Source organism: Streptomyces sp. JLSY215 (assembly GCF_059682825.1).
The window spans coordinates 5618725-5641972 of the sequence record NZ_CM185022.1; the positions used below are offsets into that span (position 1 = coordinate 5618725).

General features: G+C 69.4%; 20 protein-coding genes. 10 read left to right on the forward strand and 10 right to left on the reverse strand.

Annotated features, from left to right (window positions below):
- Positions 1-11 precede the first annotated feature (11 nt).
- Together sdhC and AC5677_RS25255 are read right to left on the reverse strand one after the other, a co-directional pair.
- Positions 12-839, reverse strand: coding sequence for a succinate dehydrogenase subunit SdhC (gene sdhC, locus AC5677_RS25250; protein ID WP_497190208.1), 828 nt, complete (start codon positions 837-839; stop codon positions 12-14).
- Positions 840-1028: 189 nt separating this feature from the next.
- Positions 1029-1328 carry an Rv0250c family protein gene (locus AC5677_RS25255; RefSeq protein ID WP_497190209.1) on the reverse strand — a complete coding sequence of 100 codons (300 nt, stop codon included), beginning with the start codon at positions 1326-1328 and terminating at the stop codon, positions 1029-1031.
- Between the two features lie 382 nt (positions 1329-1710).
- Between AC5677_RS25255 and AC5677_RS25260 the strand changes: the two genes are divergently transcribed.
- From AC5677_RS25260 to AC5677_RS25270, 3 genes are all read left to right on the forward strand, one after another.
- Positions 1711-4026, forward strand: a complete 2316-nt coding sequence (locus AC5677_RS25260; protein WP_497190210.1) for an ABC transporter family substrate-binding protein — start codon at positions 1711-1713, stop codon at positions 4024-4026.
- A gap of 199 nt (positions 4027-4225) precedes the next feature.
- Positions 4226-6133, forward strand: coding sequence for a translational GTPase TypA (typA, locus tag AC5677_RS25265; RefSeq protein WP_497190211.1), 1908 nt, complete (start codon positions 4226-4228; stop codon positions 6131-6133).
- A gap of 199 nt (positions 6134-6332) precedes the next feature.
- Positions 6333-7115, forward strand: a complete 783-nt coding sequence (locus tag AC5677_RS25270; RefSeq protein WP_497196751.1) for a COG4705 family protein — start codon at positions 6333-6335, stop codon at positions 7113-7115.
- A gap of 100 nt (positions 7116-7215) precedes the next feature.
- Here the strand turns inward: AC5677_RS25270 and AC5677_RS25275 are convergent, their stop codons facing one another.
- Together AC5677_RS25275 and AC5677_RS25280 are read right to left on the reverse strand one after the other, a co-directional pair.
- Positions 7216-7620, reverse strand: coding sequence for a hypothetical protein (locus tag AC5677_RS25275; RefSeq protein ID WP_497190212.1), 405 nt, complete (start codon positions 7618-7620; stop codon positions 7216-7218).
- Entirely contained in the window at positions 7614-8282 is a 669-nt protein-coding gene (locus tag AC5677_RS25280; protein WP_497190213.1) for a TIGR03086 family metal-binding protein, read from the reverse strand. Before AC5677_RS25280 ends, AC5677_RS25275 begins: the two co-directional genes overlap by 7 nt.
- 51 nt (positions 8283-8333) lie before the next feature.
- Between AC5677_RS25280 and AC5677_RS25285 the strand changes: the two genes are divergently transcribed.
- Positions 8334-8840, forward strand: coding sequence for a MarR family winged helix-turn-helix transcriptional regulator (locus AC5677_RS25285; protein WP_497190214.1), 507 nt, complete (start codon positions 8334-8336; stop codon positions 8838-8840).
- On the opposite strand, the gene AC5677_RS25290 is transcribed toward AC5677_RS25285, so the two are convergent.
- On the reverse strand, positions 8812-9138 hold the full coding sequence (locus tag AC5677_RS25290; RefSeq protein ID WP_497190215.1) for a hypothetical protein: 327 nt from the start codon (positions 9136-9138) through the stop codon (positions 8812-8814). The two genes, AC5677_RS25285 and AC5677_RS25290, sit on opposite strands and share 29 nt — an antisense overlap.
- 503 nt (positions 9139-9641) lie before the next feature.
- On the opposite strand from AC5677_RS25290, the gene AC5677_RS25295 reads away from it, so the two are divergent.
- From AC5677_RS25295 to AC5677_RS25315, 5 genes are read left to right on the forward strand one after another with little or no spacing between them, the layout of a single operon-like run.
- Positions 9642-11267: a peptide ABC transporter substrate-binding protein gene (locus tag AC5677_RS25295; RefSeq protein ID WP_497190216.1), complete on the forward strand. Its 1626-nt coding sequence runs from the start codon at positions 9642-9644 to the stop codon at positions 11265-11267.
- Positions 11268-11286: 19 nt separating this feature from the next.
- Positions 11287-12210, forward strand: a complete 924-nt coding sequence (locus AC5677_RS25300) for an ABC transporter permease (protein ID WP_497190217.1) — start codon at positions 11287-11289, stop codon at positions 12208-12210.
- Entirely contained in the window at positions 12203-13198 is a 996-nt protein-coding gene (locus tag AC5677_RS25305; RefSeq protein WP_497190218.1) for an ABC transporter permease, read from the forward strand. Before AC5677_RS25300 ends, AC5677_RS25305 begins: the two co-directional genes overlap by 8 nt.
- Before the next feature lie 11 nt (positions 13199-13209).
- Positions 13210-14271: an ABC transporter ATP-binding protein gene (locus AC5677_RS25310; protein WP_497190219.1), complete on the forward strand. Its 1062-nt coding sequence runs from the start codon at positions 13210-13212 to the stop codon at positions 14269-14271.
- Positions 14258-15322 carry an ABC transporter ATP-binding protein gene (locus AC5677_RS25315; RefSeq protein ID WP_497190220.1) on the forward strand — a complete coding sequence of 355 codons (1065 nt, stop codon included), beginning with the start codon at positions 14258-14260 and terminating at the stop codon, positions 15320-15322. Before AC5677_RS25310 ends, AC5677_RS25315 begins: the two co-directional genes overlap by 14 nt.
- A gap of 54 nt (positions 15323-15376) precedes the next feature.
- Here AC5677_RS25315 and AC5677_RS25320 read toward each other — a convergent pair whose 3' ends face one another.
- The 5 genes from AC5677_RS25320 to AC5677_RS25340 all read right to left on the reverse strand — a co-directional run bounded on the left by AC5677_RS25320 (position 15377) and on the right by AC5677_RS25340 (position 21645).
- Entirely contained in the window at positions 15377-16540 is a 1164-nt protein-coding gene (locus AC5677_RS25320) for an ABC transporter ATP-binding protein (protein ID WP_497190221.1), read from the reverse strand.
- 12 nt (positions 16541-16552) lie between these two features.
- Entirely contained in the window at positions 16553-17617 is a 1065-nt protein-coding gene (locus AC5677_RS25325; protein WP_497190222.1) for an ABC transporter ATP-binding protein, read from the reverse strand.
- 11 nt (positions 17618-17628) lie between these two features.
- On the reverse strand, positions 17629-18606 hold the full coding sequence (locus AC5677_RS25330) for an ABC transporter permease (RefSeq protein WP_497190223.1): 978 nt from the start codon (positions 18604-18606) through the stop codon (positions 17629-17631).
- A 114-nt stretch (positions 18607-18720) separates the two neighbouring features.
- Positions 18721-20526: an ABC transporter substrate-binding protein gene (locus tag AC5677_RS25335; RefSeq protein WP_497190224.1), complete on the reverse strand. Its 1806-nt coding sequence runs from the start codon at positions 20524-20526 to the stop codon at positions 18721-18723.
- Between the two features lie 87 nt (positions 20527-20613).
- Positions 20614-21645 (reverse strand): ABC transporter permease, encoded by a 1032-nt coding sequence (locus AC5677_RS25340; protein ID WP_497190225.1) that lies wholly within the window; start codon positions 21643-21645, stop codon positions 20614-20616.
- 424 nt (positions 21646-22069) lie between these two features.
- Between AC5677_RS25340 and AC5677_RS25345 the strand changes: the two genes are divergently transcribed.
- The gene (locus AC5677_RS25345; protein WP_497190226.1) at positions 22070-23230 is read left to right on the forward strand and encodes a hypothetical protein; all 1161 of its coding nucleotides are present in this window, start codon (positions 22070-22072) and stop codon (positions 23228-23230) included.
- The last annotated feature ends 18 nt before the right edge of the window (positions 23231-23248 follow it).

The following is a 23248-nucleotide window of genomic DNA, read 5'->3' on the forward strand; positions in this document are numbered from 1 at the left end:
GAACAGCTCTCTCAGAAGAAGCGCGGGTCGGCGAAGGCCCCGGTGGCCAGCAGATAGACGTACAGATCCGCGACCGCGACGCTGATCAGCGACGACCAGGCGAGCAGCATGTGGCGCTCGTTGAGCTTGCCGACCCAGCCCCACAGCCGGTAGCGCACCGGGTGCTTGGAGAAGTGCCGCAGCCGGCCGCCGACGATGTGCCGGCAGGAGTGGCACGAGAGGGTGTACGCCCAGATCAGCCCGATGTTCGCCAGGAAGACCAGGGTGCCCAGGCCCATATGGCCCCAGGCGTAGTGCTCGTCGCGGAAGGTCAGCGCGGTGTCGTACGTCAGGACGCAGGCCACCAGCACCGCGAAATAGAAGAAGTAGCGGTGGATGTTCTGCAGGATCAGCGGGAAGCGGGTCTCGCCGGTGTACTTCTTGTGCGGTTCGGCGACCGCGCAGGCCGGCGGCGAGGCCCAGAAGCCGCGGTAGTAGGCCTTGCGGTAGTAGTAGCAGGTCAGCCGGAAGCCCAGCGGGAAGATCAGGATCAGCAGGGCGGGCGACAGGCCCCACCAGGAGCCGAAGATCTCCCAGTTGGGGCCGCCCCGCATGGTGTGGCAGTTCTGCGCCAGGCACGGCGAGTAAAACGGCGAGACATAGGGCGCGTGGTAGTAGTCCGCGTTCGCGAAGGCCCGCCATGTCGAGTAGACGATGAAGGCGAGCAGCCCGGCGGCGGTGCAGGCCGGGGCCAGCCACCAGCGGTCGGTCCGCAGATGGCGGGCGGGAATGGCGGCACGCGAGGCGGCATGCACGCCGGTCGCGCCCGCTTGCGGTGAGGGTTCGATGCCAGTGGCCAACGTCGGTCTCCGTGAAGGGCGCTCCGGGAAGATCCCTCCGTGGGGTGTGCCCGGTGAGGGATGCTCCGTCGGGGCGGGATCGGGGCGGGATCGGGGTAGGGATCTGAGTGGGGCGAGGGCACCCCTTAAGGGATCCCCTCTAAGGGGCCTCCACCAGGGGCTTCCTCCGGGTGTCCTCCGGGTCTCCTCCTAAGGCGCGTGCCGGTCCTTGGCGCCGAGCCCCTCGTCCTCGGCGTCCGTCCACAGCGCGGAGTCGTAGGGGGCGTCGGAGACCTGCACCATCTCGTCGTCGGCGGCGCCGGAGCGGGCCGGCTGCGCGCCCGTGGCGCTCTCCTTCAACAGGCCGAGGCTCTCGCGCAGATGGTGGGTGTCGCTCAGCACCCGGCGCATGTCCAGCCCGGTCCCGACCTGCTTCTCCAGCCGCGATACGGACCGGATCAGCTCCGCCAGGTTGCTTTCAACCGCCGTCATTTCGTCCTGAAGGGACATAACGTGCCCTCACCTCCGAAGGCGTGGTGGTGGGCGATCTCATGCGCCCGCGAGTGTCGCGCGTCACAGTAGGCGTTGGGAAGGGGTCCGGCGCGATTACGACTCGAACCGGTGCGTTTCGGCAAACATGCGCCGCGACGGGGGTCGAACGGAGGTGCGGGGGCGGCGCGTACGGGCCGACCGCGCGCCGCTGTTCGGGGGGCGTTTCGGCGGTCTTCGGGGCCCGGTATTGGGCCGCCCGGGTGACCTTGCCGGGGCGGTCGACGTGTCGTGTCGCCGCACCGCGGCGGGTCGCCTTCAGTGGGGGAGCCATAGATGTGATGAGCCGCAAAGTCGGCCGAACGTGTTGGCGCGGCGCGGGCGAGCCTCGGAGGTAACTGCCATGACCGACCAAGTCAGCTCAGCGTGCCGCAGGCGCCGCTGTGCCGCGCTGATCGCGGCGGGGGTGCTGCTTCCGCTGCCCGTCCTGGCCGGATGCAGTGGCGAGGACTCCGACGCGTCGGCCGCTTCCCAGGACATCGCCCCGGCCGCCCGGGAACGGCTGAAGGACGGCGGCACGATCCGCTGGGCCGTTGACACCATGCCCGGCACCCTCAATGCCTTCCAGGCCGACGCCGACGCCACCACCGCGCGGATCACCGGCGCGGTGCTGCCCGCCTTGTTCACCCTCGACAGCCGCGGCAGACCGCAGCGCAACGCCGACTACCTGGACGCCGCCGACATCACCGCCCGCGAACCGAAGCAGGTCGTCACCTACAAGATCAACCCCAAGGCGCGGTGGAGCGACGGCCGCAAGATCGGCGCGCAGGACTTCATCGCCCAGTGGAAGGCGCTGCGCGGCAAGGACAACGCGTTCTGGACGGCCCGTAACGCCGGGTACGACCGGATCTCCAAGGTCGCCCCGGGATCGCACAAGCACGAGGTCAAGGTCACCTTCAGCAGGCCGTACGCCGACTGGCGGTCCCTGTTCACGCCGCTGTATCCGCAGAGCGTGATGGGCGACGCCGACGCCTTCAACGACGGGACCCGCGAACGGCTGGGGGTCGCGGCCGGGCCGTTCATGGTGGGCGAGTGGGAGAAGGACAGCGACCGCGTCACCCTGGTCCGCAACCCCAAGTGGTGGGGCGCCCGCGCCAAGCTCGACCGCATCGTCTTCACGGAGCTGCCGCGGGACAAACGGGCCGCCGCCCTGGCCGCCGGGGCCGTCGACGTCGCCGAGATCGACCAGGGTGCCGCCAAGAAGGTCGCCTCCGCCGGCCATCCGGCGGGCTCCGCACCCAAGGCCGGTACGGACGCCAAGCCCGCGGCCCCCGCCACGCTCCGCGGCTACACCGTCCGCAAGGCCCTCGAACCCGCCTACACCCAGCTCGCCCTCAACGGCAGCACCGGCCCGCTCACCGATGAACGGGTCCGCCGCGCGGTGGCCCGCGCCATCGACCGGCAGGCGCTCGCCGACACCGTCCTCAAGCCGCTCAGCCTGCCCGCGAAGCCGCTCGGCAGTCATCTGCTGATGGCCGGGCAGGACGGGTACGAGGACCACAGCGACGCGATCGGCGGGCCGGACACCGGCGCCGCCAAGGCGCTGCTCGCGGACGCGGGCTGGAAGCCGGGCGGGGCCACCGAACAGGCCGGCCGGAAGCCCGGCGGGGCCGCGCCCAGCGCCTCGGGCGCCGCCGCCGAGTCGACCCGCAAGAAGGGGGGCTCCACGGACGGCCGCAACCCGGAGCGGCCGGGCCGCGCCGCCGCGGGCGCCCGGAGCGACGGCCGGGGCCCCGGGGCCGACGTCCGGCCCGCGGCCGCCGAGGCACCGCTGTCCGCCGCGGGCGCGGTGGGCTCCGAGGTCCAGCAGTCCGCGCTGCTGCGGCAGAGCGCCGCCTTCTACAAGGCGGAGGCCGCGGCCCGGGAGGAGGCCGACGGCAGCGCCACCGAGACCTCCCGGGAGTACCAGCTGCGCGCGGCACAGGCGATGGGCGATGCCGAACGGGTCGAGACCGGACAGGACGTGGCGACCGGCGAGGCACACCCGCCGAGCGCCGAGCAGGCGCGCGAGGCGCGGGCCGAGGAGGAGCGGACGCACCCGGTGGCCGCCGCCCAGGTCGCCGCGGACGAGGACCCCGAGGCCAAGGGCGCGCCGCGGCGGAAGGTGAAGCCGGTGACGGCACCCGCCATGCGCAAGGACGGCAAGCCGCTGACCCTGCGCTTCGTCCTCCCCGACGGCGCGGGTTCGGAGCAGCTGCGCACGGTGGGGGAGCACATCTCGGCGATGCTCGGCAAGATCGGCATCCAGACCTCCGTCCAGCGGGTCGCCGACGCCGGCTACTTCCAGGACCACATCGCCGCCGGCGACTACGACCTGGCGCTCTACTCCTGGCCGGGCACCGCCTACCCCGCGACCGACGCCCGCCCGATCTACGCCAAGCCCGAGCCCGCGGCCGACGGCTCCCTCACCGTCGAGCAGAACTACACCAGGGTCGGCACCGACCACATCGACCAGCTCTTCGACCAGGCCACCTCCGAGCTGGACGAGGAAGCGGCCGGCAATCTCATGGCGCAGGCCGACGCCCGGATCTGGGCCGCGGCCGGCTCCATTCCGCTCTATCAGCGCCCCGAACTGGTGGCCACGAAGAAGTCGCTCGCCAATGTCGGCGCGTTCGGATTCGCCTCGCCCCGCTTCCAGGACATCGGCTACACGAAGTAAGGGTGGAGCCAGAGCCGACCGAGGGCTAACAACGGGTAAGAAACCGCAGGTCAGAGGGTGTGCGTACGGGCTGTGGCGGCCGAAGTCGCCGCAGCCCCGTACCATGGGGTGAGGTCGTGGCGTATGCAAGCCCGGCCGAGAGGCACACGTACCGGACCGTACGTGCCGCCACCCACGATCCGGGAGAAGCGCCGCCAGTATGCCCACCCGTCACGACATTCGTAACGTAGCCATCGTCGCCCACGTCGACCACGGCAAGACGACCCTCGTCGACGCCATGCTCAAGCAGGCCGGCGCCTTCGCCGAGCACGCTGCCGAGAAGCTCGACGACCGGATGATGGACTCGAACGACCTGGAGCGTGAGAAGGGCATCACGATCCTGGCGAAGAACACCGCCGTCAAGTACCACCCCAAGGACGGCGGGGACCCGATCACCATCAACATCATCGACACCCCCGGCCACGCCGACTTCGGTGGTGAGGTCGAGCGCGGCCTGTCGATGGTGGACGCGGTCGTCCTGCTGGTGGACGCCTCCGAGGGCCCCCTCCCGCAGACCCGTTTCGTGCTGCGCAAGGCCCTCGCGGCCCGGATGCCGGTCATCCTGTGCATCAACAAGACGGACCGCCCCGACTCCCGGATCGACGAGGTCGTCAACGAGACCTACGACCTGTTCCTGGACCTGGACGCGGACGAGGAGCAGATCGAGTTCCCGATCGTCTACGCCTGCGCCCGTGACGGCGTCGCCTCGCTGACGAAGCCGGAGGACGGCACCGTCCCCGCCGACAGCACGAACCTCGAGCCGTTCTTCAACACCCTGCTGTCGCACATCCCGGCCCCCGAGTACGACGAGTCGGCCCCCCTCCAGGCGCATGTCACCAACCTGGACGCGGACAACTTCCTCGGCCGTATCGCGCTGCTCCGCGTCGAGCAGGGCGAGCTGAAGAAGGGCCAGTCCGTCGCCTGGATCAAGCGTGACGGCACGATCCAGAACGTCCGCATCAGCGAGCTGATGATGACCGAGGCGCTCACCCGCAAGCCGGCCGAGAAGGCGGGCCCCGGTGACATCTGCGCCGTGGCGGGTATCCCCGACATCATGATCGGCGAGACCCTCGCCGACCCGGAGAACCCGATCGCGCTGCCCCTCATCACGGTGGACGAGCCGGCCATCTCGATGACCATCGGCACCAACACCTCCCCGCTGGTCGGCCGCGGCGGCACGGGCAAGGGCGCGGACGCCAAGGCGGCGATAAAGGACCGCAAGGTCACCGCCCGCCAGGTCAAGGACCGTCTGGACCGCGAGCTGATCGGTAACGTCTCGCTCCGCGTCCTGGACACCGAGCGCCCCGACGCCTGGGAGGTCCAGGGCCGCGGCGAGCTGGCGCTGGCGATCCTCGTCGAGACCATGCGCCGCGAAGGCTTCGAGATGACCATCGGCAAGCCGCAGGTGGTCACCAAGCAGGTCGACGGCAAGACGTACGAGCCCGTCGAGCGCATGACGATCGACGTGCCCGAGGAGCACATGGGCGCCGTCACGCAGCTCATGGGCGTCCGCAAGGGCCGGATGGACAACATGTCGAACCACGGCTCCGGCTGGGTCCGCATGGAGTTCGTCGTGCCGTCCCGTGGCCTGATCGGCTTCCGCACGGAGTTCCTGACGAACACCCGCGGTACGGGTATCGCCCACTCCATCCACGAGGGCCACGAGCCGTGGTTCGGCACCCTGACGACCCGTAACAACGGTTCGCTGGTCGCCGACCGCGCCGGTGCCGTCACCGCCTTCGCGATGACGAACCTCCAGGAGCGCGGTGTGCTGTTCACCGACCCCGGCACCGAGGTGTACGAGGGCATGATCGTCGGCGAGAACTCCCGCTCCGACGACATGGACGTGAACATCACCAAGGAGAAGAAGCTCACGAACATGCGGTCCTCGTCGGCCGACTCGTTCGAGGCGATCGTCCCGCCGCGGAAGCTCTCCCTGGAGCAGTCCCTGGAGTTCTGCCGCGACGACGAGTGCGTCGAGGTGACCCCGGAGGCCGTCCGCATCCGCAAGGTCGTCCTGGACCAGAAGGAGCGCGGCCGCAGCGCCTCGCGCGCCAAGCACGGCTGAGCCGTCACCGCTGTGTGATGGGGCGTCCCCTTCGGGGGGCGCCCCTTTCGCATGAGTGCGGTAAATCCCCCTCGATTCGCCATTCGCGCCACCGGAATTCACACCCATTACCGCGGGAACTCACACCCCGCTCTTACCTTTTCCGCCAGGGCATGGGGGATGATCTGCTGGCGAATGCGGTGTGCCATCCTTGCCGACCATGACGACAGGCCAACTCCAGCAAGACCGGGCCGCAATGGGCCCATGGCGAAATGCACTGAGCAAGGTCCCGGAAGTAACGGTCTACTTCTGGCTCATCAAATTGCTGACCACGGGAATGGGAGAAACCCTTTCGGACTATCTGGCCCATCTGCTCGACCCCATGACCGCCGTCGGCCTCGCCGGCGTGGCACTGCTGGTCACCCTGGTGGTGCAGTTCCGCGTCCGCCGCTATGTGGCCTGGGTGTACTGGACCGCGATCGTCATGGTGAGCGTGTTCGGCACCATGGCCGCCGATGTGGTCCACGTCGGTCTGGGAATTCCCTACCTCACCTCGACGCCGGTGTTCCTGGCCGCGCTGGCCGTGATTTTCTGCCTCTGGTACGCGAGTGAGAAAACGCTGTCCATTCACAGCATTCACACCCGGCGCCGGGAAGGGTTTTACTGGGCCACGGTGCTCGCGACATTTGCGCTCGGCACGGCGGCGGGCGATATGACCGCCGGAACCATGGGGCTGGGATATCTCGGTTCGATCGGCATGTTCGCCGCCGCGATGGCCCTTCCGGTGCTGGGGCACTGGAAGCTGGGCCTGGGCGCCGTTCCGGCCTTCTGGTGCGCGTATGTCGTCACCCGGCCGCTCGGCGCCTCGATCGCCGACTGGATGGCGGCCCCGGCCGGCCACGGCGGGCTGGGCATGGGCACCGGCCCGGTCAGCCTCTACTGGCTGATCGGCATCCTCGGCCTCGTCGGGTACCTGGCGGTCACGCGCAAGGACGTCGCCTGACCGCGAAGGCCCACCCGCGCACCGCCGCACCCGGCCCCGCCCCGGCGTTCCGCGGGGGCGGGGCCGCCGCCTACGGCGGGCGCGGGACGGGCGGGCCGCCTCAGCGCCGGCGCGCCGCCGCGGCCGACGGCCGGAGGGCGGGCCGCGCGCGGGCCCAGATCTCGCGGGGATCGCAGCGGGCCGCCGTCCAGGTGGCCGAGGTCAGGGATCCGCGGCCCCGATAGCGCCGCATGACGTCGACATGCGGCGGCCACCCGACGAAGCCGTGCAGCGCCGCCTCGTCGCGCCAGACGGCGACCGCCCCGCAGCGGCGGGCGGCCGGGGCCGCCCACAGCCACATGCCGACCGCCCCTTCGAGGTCCGGCCAGCCGGCGGCGAGGCGGCGGGCCGCGCGGTGGACGCCCGGCAGGTCGGTGATCCGTGCGAGCGTGAAGTCGGTGACGCTGACCAGCGCCGGGCCGTCGTGGGCGGCGGCCGGACCGGGCGTCCAGGCGGACCTCAGCACGGTGCCGGGGCGGCCCAGGACGGTGCGCGTCCCAGGGCCGTGAGGATCTGGTCCAGCAGGCTCGCGTCGTCGCCCGCCGGGAGCCCCGGGCGAAAGGCGCTCCCCGGCGCCAGCCGGTAGACGTCATCGGTGGGGACGGCCCGCGCGACGGGCAGCGCGGCCCGCAGCAGCGCCGGGTCCGGGGCGAAGGGCAGGCCCAGTGTCCGGGCGACGTCCCAGCCGTGGACGACGTAGTCGACGAGGTGGAAGTCGATCGCGAGGGTGGCCGGGAAGGTCCGGGCGGCGGTGAACTCGGGGAGGGCGAAGAGGCGGTCGGGGGAGTCGACCTCGGCGAAGGCGGCGATGACATCGCCGGCCGCGTCGGCGTACTCCGCCACCGGGTCCCCGGCGAGCGGGCCGGCCGCCCAGTGCGCCAGGTCCTGGCCGTCCCCGCGGGCGGCCGCCGCGAACCCCCGGTGCTGGACGGTCATATGGGCGAGCAGATCCGCCAGGTTCCAGGCCGAGCAGGGCGTGGGCCGCGACAGATCGTCAGGCGTCGTCTGCCGTACGACGGTCACGCTGTCCTGTACGGCGCGGGCGTTCATCTCCCGCAGGAGCGTGAAGCGTTGCCGGTCCGCGGAGGGGCCGGAGGTGACGGGACGGTCTTCCGGATTCGTGTGCATGCGCTTACGATGTGCGAGAGCTTACGATGTGTCAAGGGGTATTTTCTTGGCATGGGTGAGCGCGCGGGTGACGAGGAGGCGGCAACCGGGGGGCCGGAGAGGACCGGAAGGCGGGCCGCCCGTCCCGATCTGGCGGCGATGATCGTTCCCTTGGGCCGCGCGCTGATGGCCGCCGAGCAGCCGGTCCTGGACGCGCACGGGCTGGCCATGTGGGCGTATGCCGTGCTGCTGCGGCTCGACGAGACCCCGATCCGCTCCCAGGCGGCGCTGGCCGAGGCCATCGGGGCGGACAAGACCCGGATCATCGCCGTCCTCGACGATCTGGACGCGCGGGGCCTGATCGTGCGCCGGCCCGACCCCGGGGACCGGCGGGTGCGGCTGCTGTCGATCACCGCGGCGGGGCGCCGGCTGCGGGACGCCGTTCAGGCGGACATCCAGCGGGGCGAGGAGGAGCTCCTGGCGCAGTTCCCGGCCGCGGAACGGGACAGCTTCGTGCGGGTCCTGCGGACGCTGTCCGCCGGCGCGTCGGCTACGCCGAGGGGAAAATCCAGCGGATGACGGAGCCGAGCAGCATCAGCCCCGGTACCGCGAGCCACCAGCGGCTGCGCAGCCATTGGGTCGCCAGGATGAACAGCGTCAGCAGCGTGACGGCGATGGCCAGCGCGCCGGACAGCAGCGACACCACCTGCACGGTGTCCGCCGCATCGGCCTCGTCCCAGGGGCCGTCGGGCGCGGTGACGACCGCGGCGAAGAGCAGGTAGCAGGTGACCAGGTTCGACGGCAGCAGTATCGCGGCGCTGGTGATCGACCCGACGAGGTCCTTGCGGCCCCGGCGGCCGCTGTCCGGGTGACTCATCGCGGGGCGCGCCTCGATGCGGGGCGGTGCTTCATGAGGTGCCTGGCCGGCGATTCGCGGCCTCGTGGCGCGGGAAACCGGGGGTCATATCCCCGTCGGCAATGCCCTCTTGGGGCAACGTCCCGGAGTGGACCGGCCCGCAGGGAACCGGCCCGGAGCGAATCGGCGATCTTCACCCGAAAGCACGCGCCGTTGTTGATGGATGCGGGATCCGTCCCGTCACCGTCGCTCATTTTCCCCCGATCGATTCCCTGGAAATCATGGTCAGCGGGAGCGGGGGCGTCAAGCGGCCCTGAGGCGACCCCGTACGGACCGACGGCCGCGGCCGCGAAGGCGGTGGCAGGGAGGGTCCATTACGGGCGGCGCTCACCCGGCCCCGATCGGGCATACGAGGGTTTTCTCGGGTTTTCGCAGCGCGAACGGTCAGCGCTGGGTGCATTATGACTCCTTTTGCGCTCTTATGTGGCCAAAGCGTGTAGGGAAACCTGAGGAGGCAGCACCCCATGCGTGGAGCCACGCGCGCGAAGTGGGCCGTATGCGCCGTCGCCGTCGCCCTCGCGGCCACGGCCTGTGGGGGCGGGGGTGGCGGCTCGGACAGCGCCGGGGTGGTCAGCTCGTCCTGGGGGGATCCGCAGAATCCGCTGGAGCCCGCGAACACCAATGAGGTGCAGGGCGGCAAGGTCATGGAGATGCTCTTCCGGGGGCTCAAGCGCTACAACCCCAAGACCGGTGCCGCCGAGAACGTCATCGCGGAATCGATCGAGACGCCGGACTCGCAGAATTTCACCGTGAAGCTGAAGGGCGGCTGGACCTTCAGCAATGGGGAGCCGGTCACCGCCAAGTCCTTCGTGGATGCCTGGAATTACGGTGCGCTGCTCACCAACAAGCAGAAGAACGCCTCGTTCTTCCAGTACATCGACGGCTTCGACAAGGTGCATCCGAGCAGTGGCACGCCGACCGCCAAAACGCTGTCCGGGCTGGTGGTGAAGGACGACAAGACCTTCACCGTCAAGCTGAACCAGAAGTTCTCCAGCTGGCCCGACACCCTCGGCTACACGGCCTTCATGCCGCTGCCGGCGGCCTTCTACAAGGACCACGCCGCCTACCTGAAGCGGCCGGTCGGCAACGGCCCCTACACGGTCGACTCGTACACCAAGGGCTCCGTGCTGAAGATGCGCAAGTGGGGCAAGTACCCGGGACCGGACCCGGCGCAGAACGGCGGTATCGATCTGCGGGTGTACACCGACAACAACACCGCGTACACCGACCTTCAGGCGGGGAATCTGGATCTCGTCGACGATATTCCGGCCGCGCAGCTCAAGAACGTCAAGAGGGATCTCGGAAACCGGTACATCAATCAGCCGGCCGGGATCATCCAGACCCTCACCTTCCCCATGTACGACAAGGACTGGGGCGGCGAGGGGAAGAAGACGAAGCTGCGGCAGGGCATCTCGATGGCCATCGACCGCGACCAGATCACGAACGAGATCTTCCAGAAGACCCGGACGCCCGCCACGGACTGGACCTCGCCCGTGCTGGGGGAGAAGGGCGGATTCAAGGGCGGCCTGTGCGGGCCCGCCTGTGAATTCGACGCGGCGCAGGCGAAGAAGCTGATCGAAGAGGGCGGCGGGCTGCCCGGCGGGAAGATGACGATCGCCTACAACGCCGACACCGGGTCGCACAAGGACTGGATCGACGCGATCTGCAACAGCATCAACAACGCGCTGGGCAGCGACAAGGCGTGCGTCGGCGCCCCGGTCGGTACCTTCGCGGACTTCCGCAACAAGATCTCGGCGAAGCAGATGACCGGGCCGTTCCGGGCCGGCTGGCAGATGGACTATCCGCTGATCCAGAACTTCCTGCAGCCGCTGTACTACACGGATGCGGCGTCCAACGACGGACATTTCAGCAACGCCGACTTCGACAATCTGGTGGACGAGGCGAACGCGCAGACCGACACCGGCAAGGCGGTCGCCAAATTCCAGGACGCGGAGCGGATCCTCGCCCAGCAGATGCCGGCCATTCCGCTGTGGTACCAGAACGGCAGCGGCGGCTATTCCGAGCGCATCACCCATGTGTCGCTGAATCCGTTCAGCGTGCCGGTGTTCAACGAGATCAAGGTGGTGTGAGGCCCACCGGGCCCCGCTCATGGGACGCTATGTGATCCGGCGGCTGCTCCAGATGATCCCGGTGTTCATCGGCAGCACCTTCCTGATCTTCTTCATGGTGTACGCGCTCGGCGACCCGGTTGCCGCACTGTTCGGTGACCGGGCGCCGGACCCGGCCACCGCCGCGCAGATCCGTGCCGATCTCTATCTCGACCAGCCGCTGTGGAAGCAATATCTGCACTACATGGGGCAGATCTTCCAGGGGAATTTCGGCACCGCCTTCAATGGCCAGTCGGTGACCGAGCTGATGGCGGACGCCTTTCCCGTCACGTTGCGGCTGACGCTCGTCGCCATTGTCATCGAGATGATCGCGGGCGTCGTGCTGGGAGTGTTCAGCGGGCTGCGGCGCGGCCGCAGCGTGGACACCTCCGTGCTGCTGCTCACCCTGGTCGTGGTGTCCATCCCCACCTTCGTCAGCGGCTATGTGCTGCAGTTCCTGTTCGGCGTGCAGTGGGGGTGGGCGGCGCCGACCGTCTCCACCGACGCGCCGCTCAATGAACTCCTGCTGCCGGGGCTGGTGCTGGCGCTGGTGTCGCTCGCGTATGTCACCCGGCTGACCCGTACGTCGATCGCGGAGAACGCCCGCGCGGACTATGTCCGTACCGCCGTCGCCAAGGGCCTGCCCGGACACCGGGTCATCACCCGCCATCTGCTGCGCAATTCGCTGATCCCCGTCGTCACCTTCATCGGCACGGACATCGGTGCGCTGATGGGCGGCGCCATCGTCACCGAGCGCATCTTCAATATCCATGGCGTGGGATTCCAGCTCTACCAGGGAATCCTGCGGCAGAATTCGCCGACGGTGGTCGGGTTCGTCACGATTCTCGTGCTGGTCTTTCTGATCGCCAATCTCCTCGTCGACCTGCTGTACGCCGTCCTCGACCCGAGGATCCGCTATGCCTGAGCCCTACGAGCCTTATGGCGCCTACGCTCCGAAGGAAGCCATCGGCCACGGTGACGGCGGCTCCGCCGCGCTGGCCATCGGCGAGGCCGAGTCGCTGGAGCGGGTCCCGGGGGCCGGCCCCCCGGGCGGTGCGCCCACCGGCAAACCGCGCAGCCTGTGGAGCGACGCCTGGCACGATCTGCGCCGCAACCCCATCTTCGTGATCTCCGCGCTGGTCATCGTCTTTCTGGTGATCATCGCGATCTGGCCGCAGCTGATCGCCACCCAGAACCCCTACCGCGGCGATCTCGCCAAGGCGCAGCAGGGCGCCCAGCCCGGCCATCCCTTCGGCTTCGACACCCAGGGCCGGGACGTCTACACCCGGGTGGTCTACGGCGCCCGCGCCTCCATCACCGTCGGCGTCTGCGCCACCGCGGGCGCCGCCCTGCTGGGCAGCCTGCTGGGCGGGCTGGCCGGGTTCTTCGGCCGCTGGTGGGACACCCTGCTGTCGCGGCTCGCGGACATCTTCTTCGGCATCCCGGTGATCCTGGGAGGCCTGGTCTTCCTCTCCGTCATCACCAGCAGCACCGTCTGGCCGGTGGTCGGCTTCATCGTGCTGCTGGGCTGGCCGCAGATCTCCCGTATCGCCCGTGGCGCCGTCGTCACCGCCAAACAGAACGACTACGTCCAGGCGGCCCGTGCGCTGGGCGCCGGCAACGGACGGCTGCTGCTGCGGCACATCGCCCCGAACGCCGTCGCTCCGGTCATCGTCGTCGCCACCATCGCGCTGGGGACGTACATCGCCCTGGAGGCGACCCTGTCCTACCTGGGCGCCGGCCTGAAGCCGCCGACCGTCTCCTGGGGCATCGACATCTCCGCGGCCTCGACCTACATCCGCAATGCGCCGCACATGCTGCTGTGGCCCGCGGGGGCGCTGAGCATCACGGTGCTGGCGTTCATCATGCTCGGCGACGCGGTGCGCGACGCCCTCGACCCCAAGTTGCGCTGAGGAGCGGGCGGATGACCAACCCGAGCGATGACGCGGCCCCGTCGGACGACGCGACCCCGTCGGAGGACGCGCCCCCGCCGCCCGACGCCGACGTTCTGCTCGACGTACGCGATCTGCGCGTGGAGTTCCGTACCCGGGACGGCATCGCCCAGGCCGTCAACGGCGTGAGCTACCGCGTGGCGGCCGGGCAGACGCTGGCGGTGCTCGGGGAGTCCGGCTCCGGCAAGTCCGTCACCGCGCAGGCCGTGATGGGCATTCTCGACTCACCACCGGGGTTCGTGACCGGCGGCGAGGTCCTCTTCCAGGGGCGCGATCTGCTCCGGCTGAACAAGGAGGAGCGGCGCAAGGTCCGCGGCGCGAAGATGGCGATGATCTTCCAGGACGCGCTGTCCTCCCTGAACCCGGTGCTGAGCGTCGGGGTGCAGCTCGGGGAGATGTTCCGGGTCCACCAGGGGATGTCCCGCAAGGAGGCGCGGGAGCGGGCCGTCGAGCTGATGGAGCGGGTGGGGATCCCCGCGGCCAGAGCGCGTGTGGGGGACTATCCGCACCAGTTCTCCGGCGGGATGCGCCAGCGCATCATGATCGCGATGGCGCTGGCACTCGCCCCCGACCTGATCATCGCCGACGAGCCGACCACGGCCCTCGACGTCACCGTCCAGGCGCAGGTGATGGATCTGCTCGCGGAGCTGCGGCGCGAGTACCACATGGGGCTCATTCTGATCACCCACGACCTGGGCGTGGTCGCGGATGTCGCCGACACCATCGCGGTGATGTACGCGGGGCGGATCGTCGAGACCGCCCCCGTCCACCAGCTCTACAAGGCGCCCGCCCACCCCTACACCCGCGGCCTGCTGGAATCCATCCCGCGCCTCGACCGCAAGGGCCGGGAGCTGTACGCGATCAAGGGCCTGCCGCCCAATCTCACCGCCATCCCGCCCGGCTGCCCGTTCAACCCGCGCTGCCCGCTCGCCCAGGACATCTGCCTGACGGACCTGCCGCCGCTGTACGACGCGGGCCCCGGCCGGGCCAGCGCCTGCCATTTCTGGAAGGAGACCCTCAATGGCGCACGGTGACGGCCCTGGGGCGCGGGCGGCGCTCGGCGAGCCGATCCTGGAGATCCGCGACCTGGTCAAGCACTACCCGCTCACCCGGGGCGTGCTCGTCAAGAAGCAGATCGGCGCGGTGAAGGCCGTCGACGGGGTCTCGTTCGATCTCCGCAAGGGCGAGACGCTCGGCATCGTCGGCGAATCGGGCTGCGGGAAGTCCACGCTCGCCAAGATGCTGGTGGGGCTGGAGCGGCCGACGTCCGGCCACATCCGCTATCAGGGGCAGGACATCACCACGCTGTCCGGGCGCGCGATGAAGGCCGTACGGCGCAACATCCAGATGGTCTTCCAGGACCCCTACACCTCCCTGAACCCCCGGATGACGGTCGGGGACATCGTCGGCGAGCCGTACGAGATCCACCCCGAGGTGGCGCCCAAGGGGGACCGCCGCAAGAAGGTCCAGGAACTCCTGGACGTGGTGGGGCTCAACCCGGAATACATCAACCGCTATCCGCATCAGTTCTCCGGCGGGCAGCGGCAGCGCATCGGGATCGCGCGGGGGCTGGCGCTGCGGCCGGAGATCATCGTCGCGGACGAGCCGGTCTCCGCGCTGGACGTCTCCGTCCAGGCCCAAGTGGTCAATCTGCTGGACCAGTTGCAGGACGAGTTCGACCTCTCCTACGTCTTCATCGCGCACGATCTGTCCGTCGTCCGGCACATCTCCGACCGGGTCGCGGTGATGTACCTGGGCCGCCTCGCCGAGACCGGCACCGACGAGCAGATCTACGAGCACCCCACGCACCCGTACACCCAGGCGCTGCTGTCCGCCGTGCCCGTACCGGACCCGGACGCCCGGGAGCGCCGCGAACGCATTCTGCTGGCCGGCGACGTCCCCTCGCCCGCCGATCCGCCCTCCGGCTGCCGCTTCCGTACGCGGTGCTGGAAGGCGCAGGCGCTGTGCGCGGAGGTCGTCCCGCCGCTGGAGGTACCCGCGGAATTCCGCGACCAGGAAGGCCCGGCGAAACACGCGTCGGCCTGCCATTTCGCCGAGGAGCGGCACGTCGTGCCGAGCGACTGACGACGCGGGGGTGCCCGGCCCGCGCGGCCGGACACCCCCACGTACGACGGGTCGTTACAGGCTCTTGCCGGTCGTGCCCTTCTCGTCGGCGCCGGCCGGACCCTCCGCGGCCGCCTCCTCGATGGCCGCCAGCGCCGGGTCCAGGACGATGTCCTCGCCCCGCGCCGCGGTCGTCGGCTCCTCCGGGAAGTGGCAGGCCGTCAGATGCCCGGCCGCGTTCCCGGAGATCTGGACCAGCGGCGGCTGCTCCGTCGCGCACTTCTCCTGGGCCTTCCAGCAGCGGGTGCGGAAGCGGCAGCCGGACGGCGGGTTGACGGGGGAGGGGACATCACCGGCGAGGCGGATCCGCTCGCGGGCCTCGCTCTCGTCGTCCACCAGCGTGGCCTCCGGGACGGCGGAGAGCAGCGCGTGGGTGTACGGGTGGCGCGGGCGGTGGTAGATCTCGTCACGGGTGCCCACCTCGACGATCTTGCCGAGGTACATCACCGCGACCCGCTCGCTGAAGTGCCGCACGATCGCCAGGTCATGGGCGATGAAGAGGAACGCGATGCCCAGCTCGCGCTGGAGCTTCTGGAGCAGGTTGACGACCTGCGCCTGGATCGAGACGTCGAGGGCCGAGACCGGCTCGTCGGCGACGATCAGCTTCGGTTCCAGGGCCAGCGCGCGGGCGACGCCGATGCGCTGGCGCTGGCCGCCGGAGAACTCGTGCGGGAAGCGGTTGTAGTGCTCCGGGTTGAGACCCACGGTCTCCAGGAGCTCGCGGATCCGCTTCTCCCGGCCGCCGGGCGGATTGATCCCGTTGATCTCCATCGGGCCGCCGATGATGGTGCCGACCGTCTGCCGCGGGTTCAGCGAGGCATACGGGTCCTGGAAGATCATCTGGATCTCGGAGCGGACCGGCGCCAGCTCCTTGCGGGTGGCGCGCGTGATGTCCCGGCCCGCGTACGTGATCGTGCCGGAGGTCGGCTCCATCAGACGGGTCAGCAGCCGCCCGGTGGTGGACTTTCCGCAGCCCGACTCGCCGACCAGGCCGAAGCTCTCGCCGGCGTGCACGGTCAGGTCCAGGCCGTCGACGGCCTGGACCGCGCCGACCCGCCGCTTGAACGGGAAGCCGCCGTAGATCGGGAAGTGCTTGGTCAGCCCCTCGGCGGTGAGCAGCGGCTCGCCCAGGGCGGGCGCCGTATCGCGGGGCGTGGGGAGAGTGACGTTGTCGGTCATGGTGATGGCTCCCTAGCCCAGCCGGGGCTTGATCTGCTCGGTGAAGAAGGTCTGCTTCTGCTCGGCGCTCAGATGGCAGGCGGCGGCGCGGCCGAGCGCCAGCGACGGCCGGTCCTCGGCGCACTGCGTACCGTCGACCTGGTCGACGAAGCCGCAGCGCGGGTGGAAGGCGCAGCCGGTGGGCGGATTGAGCAGGCTCGGCGGGGCGCCGGGGATCGGGTGCAGCGCCTCGTTGACGTCCGAGGACAGCCGCGGCATCGAGCTCAGCAGGCCCCAGGTGTAGGGGTGCTGGGGCCGGGTGAGGATGTCCCTGACCGAGCCGCGCTCCACCGCCCGCCCGGCGTACATCACCAGCAGGTCGTCCGCGGTGTTGGCGACCACGCCCAGGTCATGGGTGATCAGGATGATCGCGGAGCCGAACTCCTGCTGGAGGTCCTTGAGCAGGTCCAGGATCTGCGCCTGCACGGTGACGTCCAGCGCGGTGGTCGGCTCGTCCGCGATCAGCAGTTCGGGGTTGCAGACCAGCGCCATGGCGATCATGGCGCGCTGGCGCATACCGCCGGAGAACTGGTGCGGATAGTCGTCGACGCGCAGATTCGGCTGCGGAATGCCGACCTTGGTCAGCATTTCGATCGCCCGCTGCCGGCCCTCGCGCTTGCTCGCGCCGGTGTGCTTGATGAACGGCTCCGCGATCTGCCGGCCCACCGTGTAGTACGGCGAGAGCGCGGTCAGCGCGTCCTGGAAGATCATGGCCATCTTGTTGCCGCGGAGCTTTTCCAGGGTCTTCTCCCTGGCTCCCGTCAACGCCTGGCCGTCCAGCGTGATGTCGCCCGAGATATCCGTCGACTTGGGGTTGTGCAGGCCCAGGACGGCGAGGTTGGTGACGGACTTGCCGGAGCCGGACTCGCCGACGATGCCCAGCGTCTGGCCGCGTTCGAGGTCGAAGGAGAGGCCGTCGACCGCCTTGACGATGCCGTCCTCGGTGGAGAACCGCACATGCAGGTCGCGGACGGAGAGGAAGGGGTCCGATCCGGTCGGGACCGGCGCGTCCTCGGTCTTCGTGAGGGATGTGGTCACTTCAGACTCTCCTAGGACAGGCGCACGCGCGGGTCGATGAGGGCGTACGTCGCGTCCACGATGATGTTGAACAGGACGATGAACGTGGCCGCGAACAGCATCACGCCCATGACCGTGGGCAGATCGGTCCGGAGCACCGACTCCATCGACAGGGTGCCCAGACCCGGCAGCGAGAACGTCACCTCGGTGATCATGGCGCCGCCGAAGAGCGAGCCCAGGTCGATGCCGAAGATGGTGACGATGGGGATCAGCGAACCCCGCCAGGCGTAGCGGAAGAAGACCGTCGCGGCGGACATCCCCTTGGCGCGCGCCATCCGGACGTGTTCCTCCTGCAGCTGCTCGATCATCGCGGAGCGCGCCATACGGGTGTACTGCGCGGTGAAGATGATCGACAGGACGCACCACGGGATCAGCAGGCCCATGAACCAGCCCACGGGATTCTCCGTGATGGGCACGTATTTCGGCTGTCCCAGCAGATTGGTGTTGTAGACGAGCAACGCCAGCACGATCGGGCCGATGAAGTAGATCTGCATCGAGCTGAGCACCAGCGAGACGGAGCTGAAGACCTTGTCGAGCACCGAGCCCTGCTTCCAGGCGGCGAGCAGGCCGGTGGCCAGTCCCACGAACAGGAAGACCGCGGCGGCGCCGATGGTCAGCGACATGGTGATCGGGAAGCGGTCGACGATGGTGTTCCACACCGCGTCGCCGGTGGCGAAGGAGTAGCCGAAGCACGGTGCGGGGCACGGCCCTTGGGCGAAGTCGCGGCCGGTGATGATGCCGGACATGAAGTGCCAGTACTGCACCGGGACCGGCTGGTCGAGCCCCAGGTTCTTGTGGATGATCGCGAGTGCGTCGGGGCCGCAGTTCCGTCCGCAGGCCAGCAGCGCGGGATCCCTTGGGGCGGCGAAGAAGAGGAAGAACGTGAAGGCGCTGATGAGCAGCAAGATCACGATCGCGCCGAGAGACCGGCGGACGAGGAATCGAAGCATGGCAGATCGCAGCTCTCGTGGGGCGGCGGAAGTGTGGAGGGTGGGGGCGGGCGCGGTGTGCCCGCCCTCTGGGGCAGGCACACCGGCGCCGGGGTAACCGTCAGGGGTGCGCGGTTACTTCTTGACGTACATCTTGGTCGGGTCGACGGAGGAGATGATGTCGTTGTTCACGACACCGCCGACCTTGGAACCGTGCAGCTGGATCTGCTTGTAGTAGAAGGTCGGGATCTGCGGGAGGTCGTTCTTGAGGATCTTCTCGCCGAGCGCGAACCACTCCTCCGCGGCCTTCTTCTGGTCGGTCTCCTGGGAGATCCGGTCGATCTCCTTGTTGGTTTCCGGGCTGTTGTACAGCGAGTAGTTGGTGCCGCCGTCCTGGATCTGCCGGCCGTCGTACACGGGGGGCAGCACCGTCAGCGAGCTCGGCCAGTCCGCGCCCCACGCCGAGGGGTAGACGTCGAACTTGTTGTCCGTCTTGCCGATGATGTCGTAGTAGGTGTCCGGCGGCAGTTCCTTGTTCTGGACGTCGAAGCCGGCCTTCTTGAGGTTGTCGACCACCTTGACGGAGTACTTCAGGGGCTCGGTCGCCGTGTTGTGGGCGTAGGTCAGCTTCATGCCGGTCTTGCCGGCTTCCTTCAGGAGCTTCTTGGCCTTCTCGATGTCGCCCATCGGCTTCTTGAGCTTGCCGTAGGGGTCGATCCCCTTGAAGCCGGTCAGCGTCGGGCTGATGTAGCTGCCGGCGAGCTCACCGCCGCCCGGGGTGCCGTACTGGTCGAGGATGGCCTTGGTCGGCATCGCGTAGGCGATGGCCTCGCGGACCTTCTTGTCCTTCAGGCGCCGCATGTTGAAGTTCATCACGCCGACGTAGGGCTGGTAGCCGGAGGTCGAACGGGCCTTGATCTTCGGGTCGTTGGCGACCTGCAGCATGCTGGCGGCGTCCACCTGGTTGTTGAAGCTGACCGCGGTCTGGTTGTCCGCGTTGTCGGCCATCAGGCGCTGGGTGGACTGGGGGAAGGACACGCTGAACTGGATGTCGAACTTGTCGACGTACTGGTGCCGCGAGATGTCGGTCTTCGGGTCCCAGTTGGTGTTCTTGACCAGCGTGATGCCCTTGCCGTTCTTGAACGACCCGGGCTGGATCTTGTACGGGCCCGAGGAGACCGGGGCCCTGTCGTACTTCTCCTTGGTGTCCTTGGCCTTCTCGACCGCGCCGTAGCCCGTCATCGCCAGGGCGTAGGGCAGGTCACCGACCGGCTTCTTGAAGTGGAAGACGATGGTCTTGTCGTCCGGCGTGTCCAGGACGCTCGCGGGCAGGTGCTTCCCGCCGTAGGGGCCGCCGGGGAGGAGCTTGCGGTAGCCGCTCGTCGAACTCGAGTCCGCCAGCCAGCGCTGGAGGTACGTCGGGCCGCTGGAGATGAAGTTGGCGAACGTCCGCTCGACGCTGTGGCGGATGTCGGCCGAGGTGATCGGCTTGCCGTCCTCGAACTTGATGCCGTCCTTGAGCTTGTACGTCCAGGTCTTGCCGCCGTCGGACTTCTGGCCGCTGTCCGTGGCGAGGTCACCGACGACGGTGTACTTGCCGTTGTTGTCCAGGTGGTACGTCGTCAGCCGGCGGGTGAGCAGCGTCGAGAGGGTGCCCATGTCGGAGACGTACTGCTGCGCCGGGTCCAGGTGGGCGTAGGTGTCACGCTGGTAGACCGTGATGGTGCCGCCCGGGGTGGCACCGGGCACCGGCTCGGCCGGTCCCTTGGACGCGGCCGCGTCACCGAAGGTGATCTGGGCGCGCTGCTTCTCGGCGTTCCGGCGGGCGTCGTCGTCGGACGCGCCCTGCTTGGCGCCGGCGCTGCACGCGGTCAGGGCCAGCGCCCCGGCGGTCAGCGCGACGATCGCGGCCTGCGCTCTGCGCATACGGACATTGCTCATGGTGATGAATGCACCTGCCTGTCGTAGATCCGTTGCTGCTGCCTGACTGATGCGGTGCTGGGGTGGCAGCACCCCCGTGAAACGGAATTACCGAGCCCTCTTGGGGTCGAAGGCGTCCCGGACCGAGTCCCCGAGCAGGTTGAACGCGACGATGAAAAGGACCATCGCAAGGCCGGGGAAGAACAAATAGGTGATGTCGTTCCGGTAATAGTCGGCCGCATTCGCGAACATCCGGCCCCAGTCCGGGGTCGGCTCGACGAGACCGACACCGAGGAAGGAGAGCCCCGCGATGGAGGTCACGAAGTTCGGCAGCATGTAGGTCGTCTGCACCAGGATCGGCGTCATCACATTCGGGATCAGTTCACGCCGGATGATCCGCCAGGGAGAGGCGCCGCTGATCCGGGCGGCCTCGATGTATTCCCGCTCGCGCAGGGAGAGGACCTGTCCACGCAGCAGCCGGGCCAAACTCATCCAACCCAGGAACCACATCACGAGAACGATGATCGTCACGCGCAGCCAGAAAGGCATCTCGTCCGCGGGGGCGACGAAGATGGCGCTCACGACCGGGACGAAGGCGACGTAGAACAGCTGGTTGGGGAAGGCCATCAGCAGGTCGATGAACCGGCCGATGAAGTAGTCGGTGCGGCCGCCGAAGTAGCCGGCGGCGACGCCCAGCACGATCGCGGTGAGCACCGAGACCAGGGTGATGGCCACCGCCAGCCCCAGGGTGTTGCGGATGCCGTAGAGCAGCTGCATGAACACATCGCGGCCCAGGCTCGGTTCGATGCCGAACCAGAAGTCCGAGGAGATGCCGCCATTGGGGCCGGCGGGATACTGGTTGATCATCAGGCCCGGGGTGTCCAGACCGTACTGGGTCCAGGGGTCCTTGCCGTAGATCTTGGAAATGACCGGGGCCAGCGCTCCGATCGCGAAAAAGAACAGCACGATGCAGGCGCTGATGATGCCGGTCCGGTCGCGCTTGAAGCGCGCCCACATCAGCTGGCCCGGCGAGCGGCCCGTCAGCGAACCGTCCTTACGGCCTTTCTTGGAACGCACACCGTCGGCGCCCGGACCCGGGATATCGGTCTTGGTCACCGCGGTCTGGGATGGACTAGTCATCGCGAAGTGCCCCCGCGCCGAGTTCTTTTGGAACATGATGCGGCGCAGATGCGCGCCGTCTGGATGAGCGCGACTTTCGCAAGTGATTTATGGCGGAGTCAAGGGTATGCGGTGTGCTGGTGTGCAGGTCGTCCGCTTCTTGAGCGAAGATTACGCAGATTGACGCATACACGTGCTTGACAGTGCGTGGCCATGTACGGCATGCGAGACATATCGCTCCGAACTTCTTTAACAAAACGGCAACTTCACCGTCGCAGCACCGATATACGGACGCGGAATGATGAACAACGTACGGCCGTGCGGGTGCCGTGGACCGGCCGGGGACCGTCAGACGGCCCCCCGGCCGGTCGCCGTTCCGCCGGTCGCCGCCACCTCGGCACAGGCGTATGTGTTGTCCCGCTCCGCCGCGTGGAGTACACCTGCGGTGGGCGCCCTCGCACCGGCGGGCGCCGAGGACGGCGAGGCGCATCGACGCGGACGGGGGCGGGCCGTGTCCACCCATGAGAAGAGCGGTCTCGGCGGCGGCGCGCGCGGCATCGGCGCGCTCGCCTGTCTGCTGCTGGCGCTGCTGAGCGTCGCCTGGATCGTCCGGGACCTCGGGATCGCCCAGCGGCCCGCCGACCTGTGGTGGACGTGGCTGGGCGACGCCCGCCGGCCCGCGGAGTTCACCGCCTGGGCCACCTCCGCCCTCGATCCGCTGCTGGTGCTCGGCGCGCTCACCGCCGCGGTCGCCGCGCTGCGCGCCGCCGCCTCGGTGGCCACGGGCGCGCTGCTCGCCCTCGCGACGGCCACGGCACTGATGCGGCTCCCGCTGCTGTGGGTCCTGGGCGCGGACTGGCTGCAGGGCCTGGAGAGCGGGCTCACCGGGCGGGCCCAGCTGACCGCCGGCACCCAGATCGCGCTGGCCGTGGTGCTCGTCGTCGCGGTCGCGGCGGGCCGCCGGCCGGACCGGAGCGCGGACCGGGACCTGCGCGGTGTGACGCGGACGGCGTACGGCGTGGTCCACCGTCTGCCGTACGAGGAGTCCGGCGGCGCGCCCGGCCGGCCGCGCCGGGGACCGGCCGGCACGCTCGGCGCCCTCCTGGGCACCGCCGGGCTGGCCGTCGCCGCCTGGGAGGTCCACTGGTGGCTGCGGCTCGACTGGGGCACGTACCGCAAGGGGCTGCTGGGCGATGCCTCCGTCTTCCGGGCGCTGCTGCAGCCCCCGGTGCACTGGCAGGCGGCGGCGCTCGCGCTGCTGGCCCTGACGGGCGCCGCCGCCGCGCTCCGGCGGGCGTCCTGGTCCCGGCCCGCGGCCGTGGCGGCCGGGGCGCTGCTGTTCGCCCAGGCGGCCGCGGCGCTCGCCTTCGCCGGCCGCACCGGGCAGCTGGACCGCTTCCCGGTGCTGCCCGGTGCGGCCCAGCTGGAGCTCGGCACCGCGCTGTGGGTGGCCGCGGCCGGGCTGGCCGCGGTCGTCGTGGCGGCCTGGCCCGGGGTGCGGGACGAGAGCCGGGACGCGGTCGCTGCGGCGTACGGCGCCTCCCCGGGCGAGGAGCGGCCGCCGCACGCCCCGCCCCCGCCGTCCACGCTCCCGCCCGGCTGGTAAGTCCCCGGGGGCCCGCCG